The sequence below is a fragment of the Pseudomonas sp. GD04015 genome (assembly GCF_029837675.1).
GTDB lineage: Bacteria > Pseudomonadota > Gammaproteobacteria > Pseudomonadales > Pseudomonadaceae > Aquipseudomonas > Aquipseudomonas paralcaligenes.
Genome location: NZ_JAOEEE010000003.1, coordinates 114,403 through 130,952 on the forward strand (window position 1 = coordinate 114,403; position 16,550 = coordinate 130,952).

At 68.0% G+C, this 16,550-nt stretch carries 23 protein-coding genes; 15 read left to right on the forward strand and 8 right to left on the reverse strand.

Annotated features, from left to right (window positions below):
• Window positions 1–150: 150 nt before the first annotated feature.
• The gene (locus tag N7640_RS03470) at window positions 151–1,368 is read right to left on the reverse strand and encodes a YihY family inner membrane protein (RefSeq protein ID WP_279905403.1); all 1,218 of its coding nucleotides are present in this window, start codon (window positions 1,366–1,368) and stop codon (window positions 151–153) included.
• Window positions 1,369–1,583: 215 nt separating this feature from the next.
• Between N7640_RS03470 and arsC the strand changes: the two genes are divergently transcribed.
• The 3 genes from arsC to N7640_RS03485 are packed head-to-tail and all read left to right on the forward strand — an operon-like array spanning window position 1,584 to window position 2,942.
• The gene (gene arsC, locus N7640_RS03475) at window positions 1,584–1,937 is read left to right on the forward strand and encodes an arsenate reductase (glutaredoxin) (RefSeq protein WP_279905402.1); all 354 of its coding nucleotides are present in this window, start codon (window positions 1,584–1,586) and stop codon (window positions 1,935–1,937) included.
• A complete protein-coding gene (gene wrbA / locus N7640_RS03480; RefSeq protein ID WP_279905401.1) occupies window positions 1,934–2,539 on the forward strand; it encodes an NAD(P)H:quinone oxidoreductase in 606 nt (201 codons plus the stop codon). Before arsC ends, wrbA begins: the two co-directional genes overlap by 4 nt.
• Window positions 2,532–2,942 (forward strand): DUF2069 domain-containing protein, encoded by a 411-nt coding sequence (locus N7640_RS03485; RefSeq protein WP_279905400.1) that lies wholly within the window; start codon window positions 2,532–2,534, stop codon window positions 2,940–2,942. Before wrbA ends, N7640_RS03485 begins: the two co-directional genes overlap by 8 nt.
• 97 nt (window positions 2,943–3,039) lie before the next feature.
• On the opposite strand, the gene hda is transcribed toward N7640_RS03485, so the two are convergent.
• Window positions 3,040–3,744 (reverse strand): DnaA regulatory inactivator Hda, encoded by a 705-nt coding sequence (gene hda, locus N7640_RS03490; RefSeq protein ID WP_279905399.1) that lies wholly within the window; start codon window positions 3,742–3,744, stop codon window positions 3,040–3,042.
• A 165-nt stretch (window positions 3,745–3,909) separates the two neighbouring features.
• Between hda and N7640_RS03495 the strand changes: the two genes are divergently transcribed.
• Window positions 3,910–4,266 (forward strand): hypothetical protein, encoded by a 357-nt coding sequence (locus tag N7640_RS03495; RefSeq protein WP_279905398.1) that lies wholly within the window; start codon window positions 3,910–3,912, stop codon window positions 4,264–4,266.
• Here the strand turns inward: N7640_RS03495 and N7640_RS03500 are convergent.
• Genes N7640_RS03500 through pedF form a run of 4 tightly spaced genes read right to left on the reverse strand, consistent with a single transcriptional unit; the run spans window position 4,247 to window position 6,812 of the window.
• The gene (locus N7640_RS03500) at window positions 4,247–5,212 is read right to left on the reverse strand and encodes a quinoprotein relay system zinc metallohydrolase 1 (protein ID WP_279905397.1); all 966 of its coding nucleotides are present in this window, start codon (window positions 5,210–5,212) and stop codon (window positions 4,247–4,249) included. The two genes, N7640_RS03495 and N7640_RS03500, sit on opposite strands and share 20 nt — an antisense overlap.
• A gap of 2 nt (window positions 5,213–5,214) precedes the next feature.
• A complete protein-coding gene (locus N7640_RS03505) occupies window positions 5,215–5,547 on the reverse strand; it encodes an EthD family reductase (protein WP_279905396.1) in 333 nt (110 codons plus the stop codon).
• A 28-nt stretch (window positions 5,548–5,575) separates the two neighbouring features.
• Window positions 5,576–6,328, reverse strand: a complete 753-nt coding sequence (locus N7640_RS03510; RefSeq protein ID WP_279905395.1) for a quinoprotein dehydrogenase-associated SoxYZ-like carrier — start codon at window positions 6,326–6,328, stop codon at window positions 5,576–5,578.
• 58 nt (window positions 6,329–6,386) lie between these two features.
• Complete coding sequence (gene pedF, locus N7640_RS03515; protein ID WP_279906178.1) at window positions 6,387–6,812, reverse strand: cytochrome c-550 PedF; 426 nt, start codon at window positions 6,810–6,812, stop codon at window positions 6,387–6,389.
• Between the two features lie 324 nt (window positions 6,813–7,136).
• Here pedF and exaA point away from each other — a divergent pair, with 324 nt between their 5' ends.
• The 5 genes from exaA to N7640_RS03540 all read left to right on the forward strand — a co-directional run bounded on the left by exaA (window position 7,137) and on the right by N7640_RS03540 (window position 11,415).
• The gene (gene exaA, locus N7640_RS03520) at window positions 7,137–9,008 is read left to right on the forward strand and encodes a quinoprotein ethanol dehydrogenase (protein ID WP_279903634.1); all 1,872 of its coding nucleotides are present in this window, start codon (window positions 7,137–7,139) and stop codon (window positions 9,006–9,008) included.
• Window positions 9,009–9,130: 122 nt separating this feature from the next.
• Complete coding sequence (locus N7640_RS03525) at window positions 9,131–9,775, forward strand: pentapeptide repeat-containing protein (RefSeq protein ID WP_220812938.1); 645 nt, start codon at window positions 9,131–9,133, stop codon at window positions 9,773–9,775.
• A gap of 135 nt (window positions 9,776–9,910) precedes the next feature.
• Complete coding sequence (locus N7640_RS03530; protein ID WP_279903636.1) at window positions 9,911–10,378, forward strand: hypothetical protein; 468 nt, start codon at window positions 9,911–9,913, stop codon at window positions 10,376–10,378.
• 13 nt (window positions 10,379–10,391) lie between these two features.
• On the forward strand, window positions 10,392–10,628 hold the full coding sequence (locus N7640_RS03535) for a helix-hairpin-helix domain-containing protein (RefSeq protein WP_279903637.1): 237 nt from the start codon (window positions 10,392–10,394) through the stop codon (window positions 10,626–10,628).
• An 88-nt stretch (window positions 10,629–10,716) separates the two neighbouring features.
• Entirely contained in the window at window positions 10,717–11,415 is a 699-nt protein-coding gene (locus N7640_RS03540; RefSeq protein WP_279903639.1) for a polysaccharide lyase family 7 protein, read from the forward strand.
• A gap of 23 nt (window positions 11,416–11,438) precedes the next feature.
• On the opposite strand, the gene N7640_RS03545 is transcribed toward N7640_RS03540, so the two are convergent.
• Both N7640_RS03545 and N7640_RS03550 read right to left on the reverse strand, forming a co-directional pair.
• Complete coding sequence (locus N7640_RS03545; protein ID WP_279903640.1) at window positions 11,439–12,092, reverse strand: response regulator transcription factor; 654 nt, start codon at window positions 12,090–12,092, stop codon at window positions 11,439–11,441.
• On the reverse strand, window positions 12,089–13,042 hold the full coding sequence (locus N7640_RS03550; protein ID WP_279903641.1) for a sensor histidine kinase: 954 nt from the start codon (window positions 13,040–13,042) through the stop codon (window positions 12,089–12,091). The genes N7640_RS03545 and N7640_RS03550 overlap by 4 nt, the downstream gene beginning before the upstream one ends.
• Window positions 13,043–13,316: 274 nt before the next feature.
• Between N7640_RS03550 and N7640_RS03555 the strand changes: the two genes are divergently transcribed.
• From N7640_RS03555 to N7640_RS03580, 6 genes are all read left to right on the forward strand, one after another.
• Window positions 13,317–13,445 carry a hypothetical protein gene (locus N7640_RS03555; protein ID WP_279903642.1) on the forward strand — a complete coding sequence of 43 codons (129 nt, stop codon included), beginning with the start codon at window positions 13,317–13,319 and terminating at the stop codon, window positions 13,443–13,445.
• Window positions 13,442–13,705, forward strand: coding sequence for a hypothetical protein (locus tag N7640_RS03560; protein WP_279903643.1), 264 nt, complete (start codon window positions 13,442–13,444; stop codon window positions 13,703–13,705). The genes N7640_RS03555 and N7640_RS03560 overlap by 4 nt, the downstream gene beginning before the upstream one ends.
• Before the next feature lie 120 nt (window positions 13,706–13,825).
• Complete coding sequence (locus N7640_RS03565; protein WP_279903644.1) at window positions 13,826–14,371, forward strand: PQQ-dependent catabolism-associated CXXCW motif protein; 546 nt, start codon at window positions 13,826–13,828, stop codon at window positions 14,369–14,371.
• 53 nt (window positions 14,372–14,424) lie between these two features.
• Window positions 14,425–15,087, forward strand: a complete 663-nt coding sequence (locus N7640_RS03570) for a response regulator transcription factor (protein ID WP_220812946.1) — start codon at window positions 14,425–14,427, stop codon at window positions 15,085–15,087.
• Entirely contained in the window at window positions 15,087–15,926 is an 840-nt protein-coding gene (locus tag N7640_RS03575) for a DMT family transporter (protein ID WP_279903645.1), read from the forward strand. The genes N7640_RS03570 and N7640_RS03575 overlap by 1 nt, the downstream gene beginning before the upstream one ends.
• A 49-nt stretch (window positions 15,927–15,975) precedes the next feature.
• A complete protein-coding gene (locus tag N7640_RS03580) occupies window positions 15,976–16,548 on the forward strand; it encodes an Sbal_3080 family lipoprotein (RefSeq protein ID WP_279903646.1) in 573 nt (190 codons plus the stop codon).
• The last annotated feature ends 2 nt before the right edge of the window (window positions 16,549–16,550 follow it).

Sequence of the window (16,550 nt, forward strand, 5' to 3'; positions counted from 1 at the left end):
CTGCGCTCGCTAGCAGTCTGCCAGCATTCGGGCGGGTATTTGCCAGAAGCGTGCCAGCCCGGTTGGACTGCCGCTGCCGTGCTTCAAAGGCCGGGCGACAGCCTGTGGCGCGCTGTACCTCGCCCTAAACTGACCTTTTTCGTCACTCCGTCACGAACCGGCCCGCAGCCAATGGGCCAGGCTGGCGCCGAACAGTGCCGCCTGATCCTCGTGCTGCTTCTCCAGCGCGGCGCGCAGGCCGGGGTACCACGCCTCGTCCAGCTTTTCCGGCAACTGGTTGGGCCGTGGCGCCGGCCAGGGGCTGTGGCTGAGCAGGCGATGCAGGCTGTAGTTCTCGAGATCGCGGCACAGCACCCAGCCGCCACCGCTGGCGCGGCAGATCAGGTGTTCCCGTTCGAGGAAGTCCAGCACCTCCTGCCACTCGTCCTGCGGCAGCAACCAGCCCGCCCTCTGCACGTCGAGATGGCGGACCGGCCGGCCCCGCTGCTGGCGGTCGTGGAACACCCGCAGCACGCCGATCGCCACCAGCAGGCGCGGCAGCGCCTGGCGCCGCCAGTGGCGCGACGACGACAGGTTGCACACCAGCTCCGCACCGAGCAGCACGATCAGCCAGGACAGGTACACCCACAGCAGGAACAGCGGCACCGTGGCGAAGGCGCCGTAGATCAGCTGGTAGCCGGGGAAGAAGCTGACGAACAGGCCGAACAGCTTCTTGGCGATCTCCACCAGCACCGAGGTGAACAGCCCGCCGATGAGGGCATGACGCAGCGGCACCCGGGCATTGGGCACCGCCGAGTAGATCAGGGTGAAGGCCGCGGTGCTGAACAGCAGCGGGGCGAAGCGCAGCAGCGTGCGCGCGCCGATCAATGCGTCCGGCCCGGTCAGCAGGGACAGCGAGGCGATGTAGGTGGTCACGGCGAAACCGGCACCCAGCAGCAGCGGCCCTAGGCTGAGGATCGCCCAGTACAGCAGGAAGCTGGAGATGCCGCGCCGCGGCTGGCGCACCCGCCAGATCGCGTTGAAGGTCTTCTCGATGGTCACCAGCATGAAGAAGGCGGTCACCGCCAGCAGCGCCACGCCGGCCCAGGTCAGGTGCCGCGCCTGGGTGGTGAACTCGCGCAGATACTGCTGCACCGTCTCGCCGGACGACGGCACGAAGTTGTGGAAGATGAAGCTCTGGATCTGCTCGCCGGTGTCCTGGAAGGCCGGCACGGCGGAGAGCATGGCGAAGGTGACGGTCATCACCGGCACCACCGCGAACAGCGTGGTGTAGGTCAGCGCGGCAGCATTGTTGATGGCCCGGTCGGCGAGGAACCGCTGAAACAGGAAGCGCCAGAACTCCACCACATCATCCAGCCGTTGCCGCATGCCCCACTCCTTAGAGCCTGTTTAGGACCTCGCGAGCTAGAGCCAGGCTAGGCAAAAACCGGCGAGGAAGCGGAGTTTACAAGTAGTAAATGAGCATTCCGAGCCTGTTTTTAACGACGCATGGCCGACGCGCAGCAGATCGTAAACAGGCTCTTAGTCTGTTTTCGTACCCGACGCGGCTAGAATAGCGCCCTCATTCGCCAATGGGCACCGCCATGACCGACCTGACCCTCTACCACAACCCGCGCTGTTCCAAGTCCCGCGGCGCGCTGGAGCTGCTCGAAGCCCGCGGCCTGGCGCCGAACGTGGTGCGCTACCTGGAAACCCCGCCCAGCGCCGCCGAACTGCGCGCGCTGCTGGCCAAGCTGGGCATCGGTGCGAGAGCGCTGCTGCGCACCGGCGAGGACGAATACAAGGCGCTCGGCCTGGCCGACGCCGGCCTGAGCGACGAGCAGCTGATCGCCGCCATGGTCGAGCATCCCAAGCTGATCGAGCGTCCCATCTTGGTGGCTGGCGACCGCGCAGTGATCGGCCGTCCGCCCGAGAAGGTCCTGGAGTTGCTGGCATGAGCCGGTCCTACATCCTGGTGCTCTACTACAGCCGCCACGGCGCCACCGCCGAGATGGCCCGGCAGATCGCGCGCGGCGTCGAGCTGGGCCGCCTGGAGGCGCGCCTGCGCACGGTGCCGGCGGTCTCCACCGAATGCGAGGCCGTGGCCCCTGACATCCCCGCGGAAGGCGCGCCGTACGTCAGCCAGGACGACCTGCGCCACTGCGCCGGCCTCGCCCTCGGCAGCCCGACCCGCTTCGGCAACATGGCCGCGCCGCTGAAGTACTTCCTGGACGGCACCAGCAGCCTGTGGCTGACCGGCGAACTGGTCGGCAAGCCCGCCGGCGTATTCACCTCCACCTCCAGCCTGCACGGCGGCCAGGAAAGCACCCTGCTGTCGATGATGCTGCCGCTGCTGCACCACGGCATGCTGCTCTGCGGCCTGCCCTACAGCGAAGGCGCGCTGCTCGACACCCGTGGCGGCGGCACGCCCTACGGCCCCAGCCACCACGCCGGGGCCGATGGCAAGCGCAGCCTGGACGAACATGAAATCGCCCTGTGCCGGGCCCTCGGCCAGCGCCTGGCGCAGACCGCCGCGAAACTGGAGACCGCCCGTGGCTAGAACGCCCAAGCCCCTGCCCAGCCTGGAATGGCTGGCCCCGCGCCTGAAACTCAGCCGCGCCCTGAGCCTGTTCAGCTTCGCCGCCCTGCTGCTCCTGCTGCTGGTGTGGAACCTCGCCTTCGCCGACCTGCACGGCGCGCGCACCTGGGTGGTGCTGTGCATCCAGCTGGTCCCGCTGCTGCTGCTCGCCCCCGGCCTGCTGCTGGGCAACGCCCGCGCCCACGCCTGGGCCTGCTTCGTGGTGAACATCTACTTCATCCAGGGCGTGCTGGCCGCCATCGACCCGGCCCGCGCCCTGTTCGGCGCCCTGGAAACGGTGATCAGCCTGGGCCTGTTCTGCAGCGCGCTGCTCTACGTGCGCTGGAAGTTCCAGCACGACCGCAGGCTGGCTGGCGAAAGCTGACCGACTTCATACGTCTCGCCGGTAGGGTGCGCCGTGCGCACCGAAAGACCGGGCACCTATCCACTCGGTGCGCACAGCGCACCCTACGGTGAAGCGGCTACCAGCCCAGGGTTTCCTTGAGGAAGGGAATGGTCAGCTTGCGCTGGGCCTGCAGCGAGGCCTGGTCGAGGCGTTCGAGCAGTTCGAACAGCGCACTCATGCTGCGCTCGCCGCGGGTGAGGATGAAGCGGCCGACCTCGTCGGTGAGGTGCAGGCCACGACGCGAGGCGCGCAGCTGCAGGGCACGCAGCTTGTCCTCGTCGGACAGCGCGTGGAGCTGGAACACCAGCGCCAAGGTCAGCCGTGATTGCAGATCGGGCAACGCCACGGGCAGTTCGCGGGGCGACGCGGTGGCCGCCAGCAGCAGGCGGCGACCCGAGTCGCGCAGGCGGTTGAACAGATGGAACAGCGCCTCTTCCCAGTCCGCACGACCGGCCACGGCATCGAGATCGTCCAGGCAGACCAGCTCGGCCTGGTCCAGACCGTCCAGCAGCTCGGGACCGTAGTCCGCCACCTCGGCCAGCGGCAGGTAGACGGCCTGCTCGCCGCGCTGCTCGAAGCGCAGGCAGGCGGCCTGGAGCAGATGGCTGCGCCCTACGCCCTCGCCGCCCCAAAGGTAGATCAGGCTCTCCGTCCAGCCCGCATCGGCCTCGCACAACCGCTCGACATAGCCCAGCGCCGCCGCGTTGGCGCCGGGGTAGTAGTTGGCGAAGGTGGCATCGTCACGCAGACGCACACCAAGGGGCAGCTGGACAGGTTTCATGCGCAGGACGGCGGGAAGGTTCTTCGTGAAGGGCGGGAAGTTTATAGCCTTCCTCGTGCCAAGTCATTGATGGGTAAAGTTGTCTCCGGGTGGAGAGCAAGCCCGTGCACGGCCTATGATCCGGCGTTGTCCAATGATCGGACCTGTCCCTATCAAGGATCTGAAATGACTCGCGCCACCATGCTTCTTCTGCTGCTCGCCCTTCCCTTCACCACGAATGCCCAAGAATACAAGCCGATGGAGGCCCAGTACCGGCTCTATTCAGGCTCGATCGGCGATCCGCTGCCGGCCGGTCAGGACGATGCCAAGTTGTCGCTGGCGATAACGGGCGAGGCGGCCGAGGAGATCTTCCAGCGGATCGGCCCCGATCGGGAGGATCAGTGCGGCGCAGAGGATGGGAGCCGCTTCCGCGCCCGGGGCGATGGCTCGGTCGCCTGCCAGTACAGCCTGCAGGACGGCTATCTCTGCTACCTTGGGATAGACCTGCTGAAGGGCAAGCCGATCAACGCCAGCGTCTGCTAGGTTCGCTGCCGGACCAGCGTCGATCCACCCGCCTCAGCTGCTCCTGCTCGTAGCGTGGATAGAGGTGGCTGACGCTGCGGATCAGTTCGTAGCGGCTCAGGCTGATGCCGGCGAAGCGCTCGGGGATCGGCGCCCGGATCACTTCGTTCATGTCCTCGCCGCGGCTGGCCGCGTCGCGCAGCAGGCCGTCGAGCCAGCCCAGGTAGTCGCGCATCTGGGCAAAGGGCGCGGGGTCGGTGGCGAGCGGGCCGTGGCCGGGGACGAGCAGTTTCCACGGCAGTTCCTGCAGGGTCTCCAGGTCGGCCAGCCACACGTCCAGCCCCGGGCTGTTCGGCGTGGTCAGCGCGCGCTGGTAGAACACCAGGTCACCGGCGAACAGCACGCCGGTGGTCTCGTCGAGGATCGCCAGGTCGGCGCCGGTGTGTCCGCTCAGCGCAAGCAGGCGCAGGCGATGGCCGCCGATGTCGCGGACGCCGGGTTCGAGCGTTTCGTTCGGCAGCACCACTTCGGTGCCGCGCATCCAGTCGCCGACCAGGCGGTACATGTTCTCCGCCATGGCGTCGCCCTGCTCCCGCAGCAGTTCGGTGGTGCCGGCCAGGGCGGCGATGGGCACGCCGGCGAAGGCCTGGTTGCCGAGCACGTGGTCCGGGTGATGGTGGGTCAGCAGCACTCGCGCCACCGGCTTGTCGGTAACACTGGCGATGGCCGCGCGCATGGCCTCTCCGTAGCGCCGGGAGGGACCGCTGTCGATGACCAGCACGCCTTCGTCGGTGACGATGAAGGCGGTGTTGACGATGTTGCCGCCATTGCCTTCGGCGAAGTTCTCTGTGCTGCCCTCCAGCAGCCAGGTGTCGGCGGCGATCTGCCGGGGCTGCAGGCGGTAGTCGTAGGCCGCCTGCGCGGCGCCGGCGCAGAGCAGCGCGAGCAGCAGCAACAGGCCGCGCATGCCTAGTCCTCTACCCCGGCGGCGCGCTCGCGCACTTCGCTGATCTGCACCAGCGGCTCGGCGTCGGTGAAGTTGGGCAGGTCGCCCATGATCCTCGCCGCGTGGGGCGCGAAGCTCTGCTGGAAGGCCTCCAGGCTGGCGAAGAACAGATGGCCCACTGCCACGAACGGCGCGGGACTGCCGGGCGCGGCGCTGGAGACGCCCTGGTCCACGGCGATGCCCAGGCAGGCCTCGCCCAGACATTCGCGCACCAGCGCCATGTGCGCGCCGCCGTAGTAGCCCAGATCGAAACGCACGCCGGGGCGGTTGGAGTAAAGCACGCTGACTCTGATCATGAAAGTTCTCCGCAGGAATGGGACGGGCTCAGAGTTCGGCCTCGAACTCGTTGCCGTTGTTGTCGCGCAGCAGCAGCTCGGCCTTGCCGCCGCCGCGCAGTTCGAAGCCCAGGGTCGGGTTCTCGCTCACTGCCGGAAACAGTTCGAGCAGGGCCAGGCGATGGCCTTCGGGGTCGCGCAGCTCGGCGCTCTCCAGATAGAACTCGGGGATGCCGCCGACCAGGCCGTTGTCCATCGGGTGCGATACGGAGAGGCGCAGGCGGTCGAAATCGCCCTGCGGGTAGCGGCCGCCGAGGACCTGCCCCAGGCGCTGCTCCCAGCCGGGCTGCGCGCGCACCACGCTGGGTGCCGTGCAGCCACCGCCGGCGGCCTCGACGTGGGTCGAGCCGACGTGCCAGACGCCATCCTCGGTCTGCACCGCCGCGCGGATCAGGGTGGCCTGCTCGATGCGGATGCGCACCGCGAGGAACGGCAGCAGGCGCTCCGACTCCGCGTGCAGGGTGAAGATGTGGGGAATCGGGTTCAGCTCGGCCCAGGCGAGCATGCGCTGCACCGGGCGCTCCAGGGCGCGTGCGTCGATCTCGATCGGCACCTGGCGCGAGTCCTCGGCGAAGGGCGGCGCCTGCACCCTCACCCGCTCGTCGAAGCGCACCGGAGCGGCGCCGAGCAGGCGCTGGCGGTGGAATTCCCACATCGGCGAATGCAGCGGATCGACCTCATCCAGCGCCAGCGCGGGCAGGCCGACCAGCAGCAGGGACAGCAGGCACAGCACGCGGGACATGGCGCATCCTCCTTGGTAGCCGGCGGCGCGGTGCGAACCCCGCGCCGCCGTCCACGGCCTACTGTTCGACGTGGACGCTTTCCAGGTAGGAGCGGATCGCCCACAGCGCTTCCTGGCTGAGGAAGTTGGCCATCTTCGGCATGTACACACGACCGTCGCGCACCGCGCCGTTGATCACCCGCTCCTTGAACCACTCGTCGCCGGTGATGCCCAGTTCGAGGTAACGCAGGTCGGGGGCGATACCGCCGGACTTGGCTTCCAGGCCGTGGCAGGCCGCGCAGTTCTGGTTGTAGGCCGAGGAACCGATCTCGATCGCCTTGGGGTTCTCGCGATAGGGGTTCTCGTCGAGCCATTCCTTGCCCAGTGGTTCCAGTCCGTCGGTGTTGACGTTCTGCGGCACCACGTCACCGTGGGCCATGGCGAATGCGCAAGCGCCGAGGCCGATGCAGAAAAGCAGGCCACGGAGCAGGTTGTTGTTGTTCATGACGACCATCCTCATCGAGATGCTGGGCAAGGCGAGCGCTTGTGGTCAGCGCGTTGGCCGCATCTTAGAAAGGCTCTCGGCAGCGCCAGTATGCTGCTTTGGTGGCCGCCATCTACGCCCTTGGTAGTAACCCTCCGGTACGCCAGGCGGCAGCCGTTCGCAGCAGTGCGAAGTCATGGCCGGTTCGGGAATTTTTCCCGTGATCGGCGGGACTTTTTCCGTATCGCCCGTTCCGGGCCGCTCCCACTATCGATCGCACCGGGTCGCCGGGTCAGCCACACCTCCGGAAGGCCCCGTGTTCATCAACCAATGGGAACCGCAAACATGACAAGAACAACTCCCCCCAGCACTGCCACCCCGCTGGCGCGCACCGTGCAGAGCCTGATCCTGGGCTTCGCGCTGGTCTCGTCCGGCAGCGTCTTCGCCAAGTCGGTGAGCTGGGACGACATCGCCAACGACCACACCACCACCGGCGACGTGCTGCAGTACGGCCTCGGCACCAATGCCCAGCGCTGGAGCCCGCTGGCCCAGGTCAACGACCAGAACGTGTTCAAGCTGACCCCGGCCTGGTCCTTCTCCTTCGGCGACGAGAAGCAGCGCGGCCAGGAGTCCCAGGCCATCGTCAACGACGGCGTGATCTACGTGACCGGTTCCTATTCCCGCGTGTTCGCCCTCGACGCCAAGACCGGCAAGCGCCTGTGGACCTACAACCACCGCCTGCCGGACGACATCCGCCCGTGCTGCGACGTGGTCAACCGCGGCGCCGCCATCTACGGCGACAAGATCTATTTCGGCACCCTCGACGCCTCTGTCGTGGCACTGAACAAGGACACCGGCAAGGTCGTCTGGAAGAAGAAGTTCGCCGACCACTCGGCCGGCTACACCATGACCGGCGCGCCGACCATCGTGAAGGACGGCAAGAGCGGCAAGGTCCTGCTGATCCACGGCAGCTCCGGCGACGAGTTCGGCGTGGTCGGCCGCCTGTTCGCCCGCGACCCGGACACCGGCGAGGAAGTCTGGATGCGTCCGTTCGTGGAAGGCCACATGGGCCGCCTGAACGGCAAGGACAGCACCCCGACCGGCGACGTGAAGGCGCCGTCCTGGCCGGACGATCCCAACTCGCCGACCGGCAAAAAGGAAGCCTGGAGCCAGGGCGGCGGCGCCCCGTGGCAGAGCGCCAGCTTCGACGCCGAGACCAACACCATCATCGTCGGCGCCGGCAACCCGGCCCCGTGGAACGGCTGGGCGCGCACCTCCGACGGCGGCAACCCCCACGACTACGACAGCCTGTACACCTCCGGCCAGGTCGGCGTCGACCCGACCACCGGGGAAGTGAAGTGGTTCTACCAGCACACCCCGAACGATGCCTGGGACTTCTCCGGCAACAACGAGCTGGTGCTGTTCGACTACAAGGGCAAGGACGGCAAGACCGTCAAGGCCACCGCCCACGCCGACCGCAACGGCTTCTTCTACGTGGTCGACCGCAGCAACGGCAAGCTGCAGAACGCCTTCCCCTTCGTCGACAAGATCACCTGGGCCAGCCACATCGACCTGAAGACCGGTCGCCCGGTGGAGAACGAGGGCCAGCGCCCGCCGAAGCCGGAGCCGGGCCAATCGAAAGGCAAGGCAGTGGAAGTCTCCCCGCCGTTCCTCGGCGGCAAGAACTGGAACCCGATGGCCTACAGCCAGGACACCGGCCTGTTCTACGTCCCCGCCAACCACTGGAAGGAGGACTACTGGGCCGAGGAGGCGCACTACAAGAAGGGCTCCGCCTACCTGGGCATGGGCTTCCGCATCAAGCGCCTGTATGACGACCACGTCGGCATCCTGCGCGCCATGAACCCGACCACCGGCAAGGTCGTCTGGGAGCACAAGGAGCGCCTGCCGCTGTGGGCCGGCGTGCTGGCGACCAAGGGCAACCTGGTGTTCACCGGCACCGGCGACGGCTACTTCAAGGCCTTCGACGCCAAGAACGGCAAGGAGCTGTGGAAGTTCCAGGTCGGCACCGGCATCGTCTCCCCGCCCATCACCTGGGAACAGGACGGCGAGCAGTACATCGGTGTGACCGCCGGTTACGGCGGCGCGGTACCGCTGTGGGGCGGCGACATGGCCGACCTGACCAAGCCGGTCGCCCAGGGCGGTTCCTTCTGGGTGTTCAAGCTGCCGAGCTGGGACAACAAGACCGCCAGCCGCTGATCCACCCCGCAGTGCGCACGGTCCCGGCGGGGCTGTGCGCACCGCTTTTCCCGCAGAGCCTGTGTACAGGCTCTCGGCCGATACCTTATCGGTGCGCATCGCGCACCCTCGGGAGCATCGCCATGAAGTACCTGCACCTGATCCTGCCGGCCGCCCTGCTGCTGGCCGGCAGCTACGCCCTCGCCGCCGACGACGCCCTGGTCGTCAACGGCTGCCGCATCGAGCCGGACAGCCACTGCCCCGGCGCCAACCTCAAGGGCGCCGACCTGCGCAACCAAGACATGCGCCGCATGGACCTGGCTGGCGCCGACCTCTCCGGCGCCGACCTGCGCCACGCCACCCTGGACCTGGCCAACCTGGAAAAGGCCAATCTCCGGCAGGCCAACCTGACCCGCGCCAGCCTGCAGCAGAGCAACCTGCGCCTGGCCGACTTCAGCGGCGCCAAGCTGGTGGCCGTGCAGGGCTGGGGCCTGTTCGCCCAGGCCGCGCAGTTCCAGGGGGCCGACCTGTCCGCCGCGTACCTGGAGTTCGCCCGCCTCTCCGGCGCCAAGATGCATGACGTCAAGCTGGTCGCCGCCGACCTGGAAATGACCTGGCTGAGCAAGGCCGACCTCAAGGGCGCCGATCTCAAGGACGCCAACCTGCAGGAGGTCAAGCTGGGCGGCTCCAACTTGGAGAACGCCGACCTCACCGGCACCCGCACCCGCTTCGGCAACTTCCAGGACGCCAACATGGAAGGTTGCACCAACTGCCCGAAGGGGTGGTGACCGGCTTCAGGCTGCGTACGAAAATCCCCGGCGCCCGAGACGCTCGGAGGGCGACTTTTCGTACGCAGCCTGGCGCCGTCCCGGCAGCGGAATGGCTACACTGGCGGCCCCGAAGCCCCGTCCAGGATGGACCGCATGACCGATACCGTAATGATTGCTGCGCAACCACATCGCGCACGGCTGCGCATGCTGCCCTATGTGCTGCTATTCGCTCCCCTCGTGCTGCTGACGATGTGGCTGCGATACGGTTCCCGCGAGGTCTGCGCGCCCCTGCTGTTCGGCATACCGCATGCCTATTGGGGACTGCTGGGGATGGTGGGAGTGCCGATACTGCTGCTGATACTCAGCCTGACCCAGATTCCCTCGGCCCTGAAGGTACTGCGCGACGGCTACTTCCCACCGCTCGACGCGGTGCTCGTACGCCCCACCCTCGCGCGACGCGGCCTCATGATCCGTATTGTTCACGGCTACCTGATGCTGCTCGGGCCGGTGCTGATGCTGGGGATGGTCTCGCTGAGCTACAGCGCCTATGAAGAGGTCATGCACGACCGCAGCATCGACGATCTGCAGCGGGCCCTCGAAGCCGGCTGCCACCATCCCTGAGCGGAGGCCGCACATGCCCTTTCCCGACGAACAGCGCCAGGCCCTGCTGGCACTCAAGGGCGTCGGTCCGACAGTGATCCAGCGCCTCGAACAGTTGGGCTTCGACTCCCTGCAGCAACTGGCCGAGGCGGACGCCCGCGACATCGTCGAGCAGGCCGCGGCCCTGCTGGGGTCGAGCTGCTGGAAGAACAGCCCGCAGGCCAGGGCCGCCATCGAGGCGGCCATCGAGCTGGCACGCCGCCAAGGCTGAACCGCTCGTCCAGAAACCCATGGAGCGCTGAACTTCCGGGGGGAGCGGGGTCGGAATCCCCACCGCTTCGCTTGCCTAGGACGATCCCATGCTCGATCTGACGACCTGGAACCTGACGATCCCGGCCACCGAATCCGCCACGCTGATCACCACCGAGCGCCTCAACCGGGGCTACAGCAGCCAGTACTTCCGCCCGCAGAACGACAACAGCGTGCGCTTCTGGGTGCCGGTGAACGGCTCGCGCACCCTCAACTCCAGCTACCCGCGCAGCGAACTGCGCGAGACCTGGCAGAACGGCGAGCCGCGCAACTGGTACCACGGCGACGCGGACAACATCCTCAGCGCCGTGCTCACGGTCAATCAGGTGCCGAGCAAGAACAAGCTGGTGATCGGCCAGATCCACGCCATCAACCGCCCCGGCGACGTCGGCTCGCCGCTGGTCAAGCTTCAATACCACTTCCGCCCCGAGAGCAACAGCGGGCGCATCGAAGCGCTGGTGCGCAAGCACCCGGACGACAGCCAGGTGCAGAACGTCATGCTGGTCAACGACGTGACCCTGGACGAGCGCTTCGCCTACCGTCTGCGCCTGACCGCCAGCGGCCGCCTGGGCATCACCGTGTACAGCGACGACGACGATGGCTCCTACTACCGCCAGATGGCCGCCGCCTGGAGCCGCGAGCCGCTCTACTTCAAGGCTGGCGCCTACGTGCAGGACAACGCCGGCAGCGCCTCGGAAGGCGGCCGCGCCACCTTCTACCACCTCAACACCGAGCACCGCAGGCCCTGAGGGCCTGAGGGCCTGAGGGAAGTTCAGGCCGACTGGCGGTCACCGACCCTCAGCACGCCGGTGTCGATGGCCAGGTGCACCAGGCCGGCCAGGGAGTCGACGCCCAGCTTGTTCTTCAGCAGCGTCATGTGGTTCGACACGGTCTTGCCGCTGATGCACAGGCGCTCGGCGATCTGCCGGGTCGGCAGGCCGCGGGCAAGCATGATGAAGATCTCCATCTCCCGCGGCGTCATGCCCGCCAGCAACGGATCGCCGCTGGGCTCCGGTCCCTTGTGGCAGGCCAACTGGGTCGCCAGCGACTGCTCGATGTAGGGATAGCCGGCCAGCACCCGGCGCACGGCCTCCACCAGCACGTCCGGCGCGCAGCGCTTGCTCAGGTAGCCCGAGCCGCCGGCGTCCAGCGCCTGGCGCACCAGCGGCAGCTCCTCATGCATGCTGAAGAACAGCACCGGCAGCTGCGGAAGGCGCTGGCGCAGCCGGCGGCAGGTCTCCAGGCCGCTGATGCCGGGCAGGCCGATGTCCATCACCACCAGGTTGGGAATCCAGGTCTGCACCAGGGTCAGCGCATCCTCGCCGCTGGCCGCCTCGCCCACCCGAACTTCGGGCAGCAGCGCGCCGAGGAGGCTGGCGTAGCCCTGGCGCACCACCGCGTGATCGTCCACCAGCAGAATCTTCATGCGTTCGCTTCCTCCAGCGGGACTCGCAGGTACAGCGTCCAGCCGCGCCCCGGACGCCCGCGGTAGTGCAGCTCGCCGCCTAGGCCGCGGGCCCGTTCGCTCATCGAGCGCAGACCGACGCCCTGCCCAGCCGCCGGCCGACCATGGCCGTCGTCGCGCAGCGACAGGCACAGGTCCGCGCCGCGCCGGCGCACGTGCAGACGCACATTGCGGGCGCCGGCATGGCGGACGACGTTGGTCAGTGCCTCCTGCAGCAGGCGATAGAGCTGCAGCTTGCGCTCGCGGCCGGGCTCCGGCAGGCGCGCGTCGAAGCCGACGCGGCAGTCGATGCCGCCGGCGCTCCGCTGCGCCGCGAGCTGGCGCACGGCCTGCTCCAGCGACAGCTCGTCGAGCATCACCGGATAGAGGTCGCGGACCAGCGCGTGGAAGCCCTGCTGCAGCGCCTGGCAATGCTGCTCCAGCCGCTGCGAGGCCCCGCGCACGGCCTGCGGGTCGTCGGCCAGCAGGGCGAACAGACCGGCCTGGGCGCGGATGCCGGCGACGTACTGGCCGAGGTCGTCATGCAGGGTACGCCCCAGGCGATTGCGCTCCTGCTCCTGCGCCTGCAGCAGGGTCTGCTGCAGGCGCCGGTTCTCCGTCTCGGCGCTGTGCAGCGCGCCGGCCATGCCCGCGACGTGGCCGACCAGGCGCTGCACCTCGGGCAAACGGGAAAGGCAGGTGGAATGGACAGGTCGCGCGCCGGCGCACAGCGCCTCGACCGCTGCGAGTGCCTGGCGCAGCGCCCGGCGGATCGCCAGCAGGCACAGCAGCACCAGCAGGCCGAACAGACCCAGCAGCCCGTACAGCGGGGCGGCTCCCTGCGTCACGCCCGGCAGTGCGGCGAGCACGGCCAGTGCCGCGGCGGCGAGCGGCAACAGGGTCGGCAGGTCGATACGCTTCGGCGCGATCATGTCACCGCACCGGGGCGTGGACCTGCACGCCGGACACGCCGGTGGCGGCCAGGACCTTGTCGACCCCGGCGAGGCTGATCACCAGCAGGGCCAGGAACAGCAGATGCTTGGCGGTATGCATGACGGATCGCTCCGATTCTTGTTGTGCCTCCATGCTAGGCACTGCGCGGCCGAAAGGTCTTCCTACCTTGGTACTGGCCGAGCACTACTTTCTGCATATTTCGCGGGCCCGGGGCGGTTCCTATGCTGGCGGAGAGCCTTCGAGGACACGCCCATGCGCCAGTTCGCCCTCCATGCCCTGGTCTACCTGCTCGGCATCGCCAGCGCCGCCTTCGTCGCCACCGAGGCCCACGCGGCGCCCGGCGACGCTCCCGCATCGGCGGCGACCGGAGCGCGGTCATGAAGGTACTGCTGGCCGTCGGCCTGCTGCCCGCCCTGGCGGGTGGCGGTCTGGTACTCGGCGTGCCCGAACCCCATCCGTCGCAGCGCACCGCCTACCTGGTCGGCAGCCAGCGCCTGCCCTGCCTCTATGCGCGCCTGGCCGTGCAGCAGGGCAAGAACGTGGCGCGCGGCGACCTGGAAGTCTGCGCCCAGCGCTGGAAGGACCGCGAAGCGGCCGCCCTGCTGGCCGCCGCACCGGCAGACGAACTTCCACCGCGCTGACCCCCTTCCGCCACGACCGCCCGGTCAGCAACCAGTACTTTGGTACTGGTTTTATTCACCATCGTAGGATTCCCAAAGGTCGGAGACTTGCCTGTAATAGGGATGAAGGAGTCGTATCCGATGCCGCGAGCGTTGCCGTTGTCGTACCTGTTGCTGGCGCTGTTCACCGCTTCCGTCGCCGCCGAGGAGTCTCTGCCCCTCTTCAGCGCAGACGGCTACCGCCAGGCGCACTATCGCAGCCCGACGCCCGACGGCGTCGACGGTGCCCGGACGGTGGATACCAGCGATCTGCAGGCGCTACTAGCGAGCACGCCACGGCCGGTGCTGATCGACGTCTACCGCCGGCAATGGCTGTTCGGCCGCTTCATCGCCGACGAGGCCCACCACAACCTGCCCGGCAGCCTGTGGCTGGCCAACACCGGCGACGGCGTGCTGCTGCCGCCCTGGGACGACTACTTCGCGGCGCAGCTACGGCGCGCCAGCCACGGCCGCAAGGACTGGCCGCTGGTGTTCTACTGCCGCTCGGACTGCTGGCTGGGCTGGAACGCCACCCGCCGCGCCCGGGCGCTGGGTTATACCCGGCTGTACTGGTACCGCGACGGCATCGACGCCTGGCAACAGGCGGGCCTGCCGTTGGAGCCGGCGGAGCCGGTCGCGTTACCCTAGGACAAAGCGTTGCGTGCCCTACATAACGACAAGAAGAAACGAGGTGAATGGCTGTGTACAAGATACTCATCGCCGATGACCATCCGCTGTTCCGCGAAGCGATCCACAACGTGATCGCCGATGGTTTCCCCGGTAGCGCGGTGATGGAGACCGCCGACCTCGACAGCACCCTGGAGCTGACCCAGGACCACGACGACCTCGACCTGATCCTGCTCGACCTGAACATGCCCGGCATGCACGGCCTCAACGGGCTGATCAACCTGCGCAACGAGGCGCCGACGGTGCCGGTGGTGATCGTCTCCGCCGAGCAGGACAAGCAGATCGTCCTGCAGGCCATCACCTACGGCGCGGTCGGCTTCATCACCAAGTCCAGCCCGCGGGCGCAGATGACCGAGGCCATCGAGCAGATCCTCAACGGCAACGTCTACCTGCCCTCGGACATCATCCGCACGCAGAAGAACCCCTCCCGGCGCAGCCACGAGGAACCGAGCATCCCGCCCGAGCTGCTGCAGGCGCTGACTCGCAAGCAGCTGCTGGTGCTCGAACGGATGACCAAGGGCGAGTCGAACAAGCAGATCGCCTACAACCTCGACATCGCCGAGACTACGGTCAAGGCGCACGTCTCGGCCATCCTGCGCAAGCTCAACGTGCACAACCGGGTACAGGCCATCCTCTCGGCCAGCGACATCGACTTCAGCTCCTACCTGCGCCGCTGATGCTGCGCGTCGCATCGCTCACGGCGCTGGCCATGCTCGCCTTCGCCGGCAACTCGCTGCTGTGCCGCGCCGCCCTGCGCGACAGCGCCCTGGACCCGGCCAGCTTCACCGCCATCCGCCTGCTCTCCGGCGCCCTGGTGCTGGCCCTGCTGGTCGCGCTGCGCCGCCAGGGACCGATCCGTGGCGACTGGCGTTCGGCCCTGGCGCTGTTCGGCTACGCCGCCGGCTTCTCCTTTGCCTACGTCGAACTGGACGCCGGCAGCGGCGCGCTGATCCTGTTCGGCGCGGTGCAGGCCAGCATGATCGGCTATGGCTGGCTGAAGGGCGAACGGCTCGGCCCGGTGCAGGTGGTCGGCCTGGTCTGTGCCCTCGGCGGCCTGCTGTTCCTGCTCCTGCCCGGCGCCAGCGCGCCGCCTCCGCAAGCCGCCGGCATGATGGTGCTGGCCGGCGTGGCCTGGGCCTTCTACTCCCTGCTCGGACGCGGCAACGCGGACCCGCTGGCCGCCACCGCCGGCAACTTCCTGCGCAGCCTGGTCGCCCTGCCGCCACTCGCGGCGCTGTACCTGGGCCAACTTGAATGGAACGGTCTCGGCGCGCTCTACGCGGTGCTCTCCGGGGCGCTGGCCTCGGGCATCGGCTACGCCATCTGGTACGCCGCCCTGCCCCACCTCAAGGCGATCCAGGCGGCAAGCGTGCAGCTCAGCGTGCCGATCATCGCCGCCGCGCTCGGCGCCCTGCTGCTCGGCGAAGCCCTCGGTCCACGCCTGGTGATCGCCTCGGTGGCGGTGCTGGGCGGGATCGGGTTGATCCTGCTGGCCAGGAACAAGCAGTCGCGATAGTGGCATTTTGCTAATATCGCCTCTTCTCAACCCAGGCATGGAGCCACCTATGCGTTTAGCAGTCGCATGTCTCTCCGCTGCGCTTCTCACCGGCTGCAGCATCAAGCAAACCGTCACACCCGCCAGCATCGAGAAACCCTCCAGCCGGGAAATCTGCATGATCCCCGCCAAGGGCCTTCGCCAGGGCTTCCACACGACCTATCGGGACCTGCTCGAACAGAAGGGCTTCACCGCTCGCGAACTCAGGCCGGGCGCCAGCCCTTCGAGCTGCCCGCTGAGCACCACCTATGTCGGCAACTGGGCGTGGGACTTGGCGCTCTACATGGTCTACGCCGACATCAAGGTGTATCAGGACGGCCATCAGGTGGGTCATGCCAATTACGATGCGAAATGGGGCGGCGGTCGTCCCGACAAGTTCATCGATGCGGAAAACAAGATCGCCGAGCTGACCGAGCAGTTGTTCCCCAACGGCGCCCCCGCCCCCGTCGCCAAAGTGGCCCCGATTCCTGCCTCGCAAGGCGCCGGCCTCGACAAGCAGCAACGCCTGCAGGAGCTGATGAACGACAACAGCCTGGGATACGAGGAATACATGCGTCGGCGCAGGGCCATCGAGGCCGAGTGACG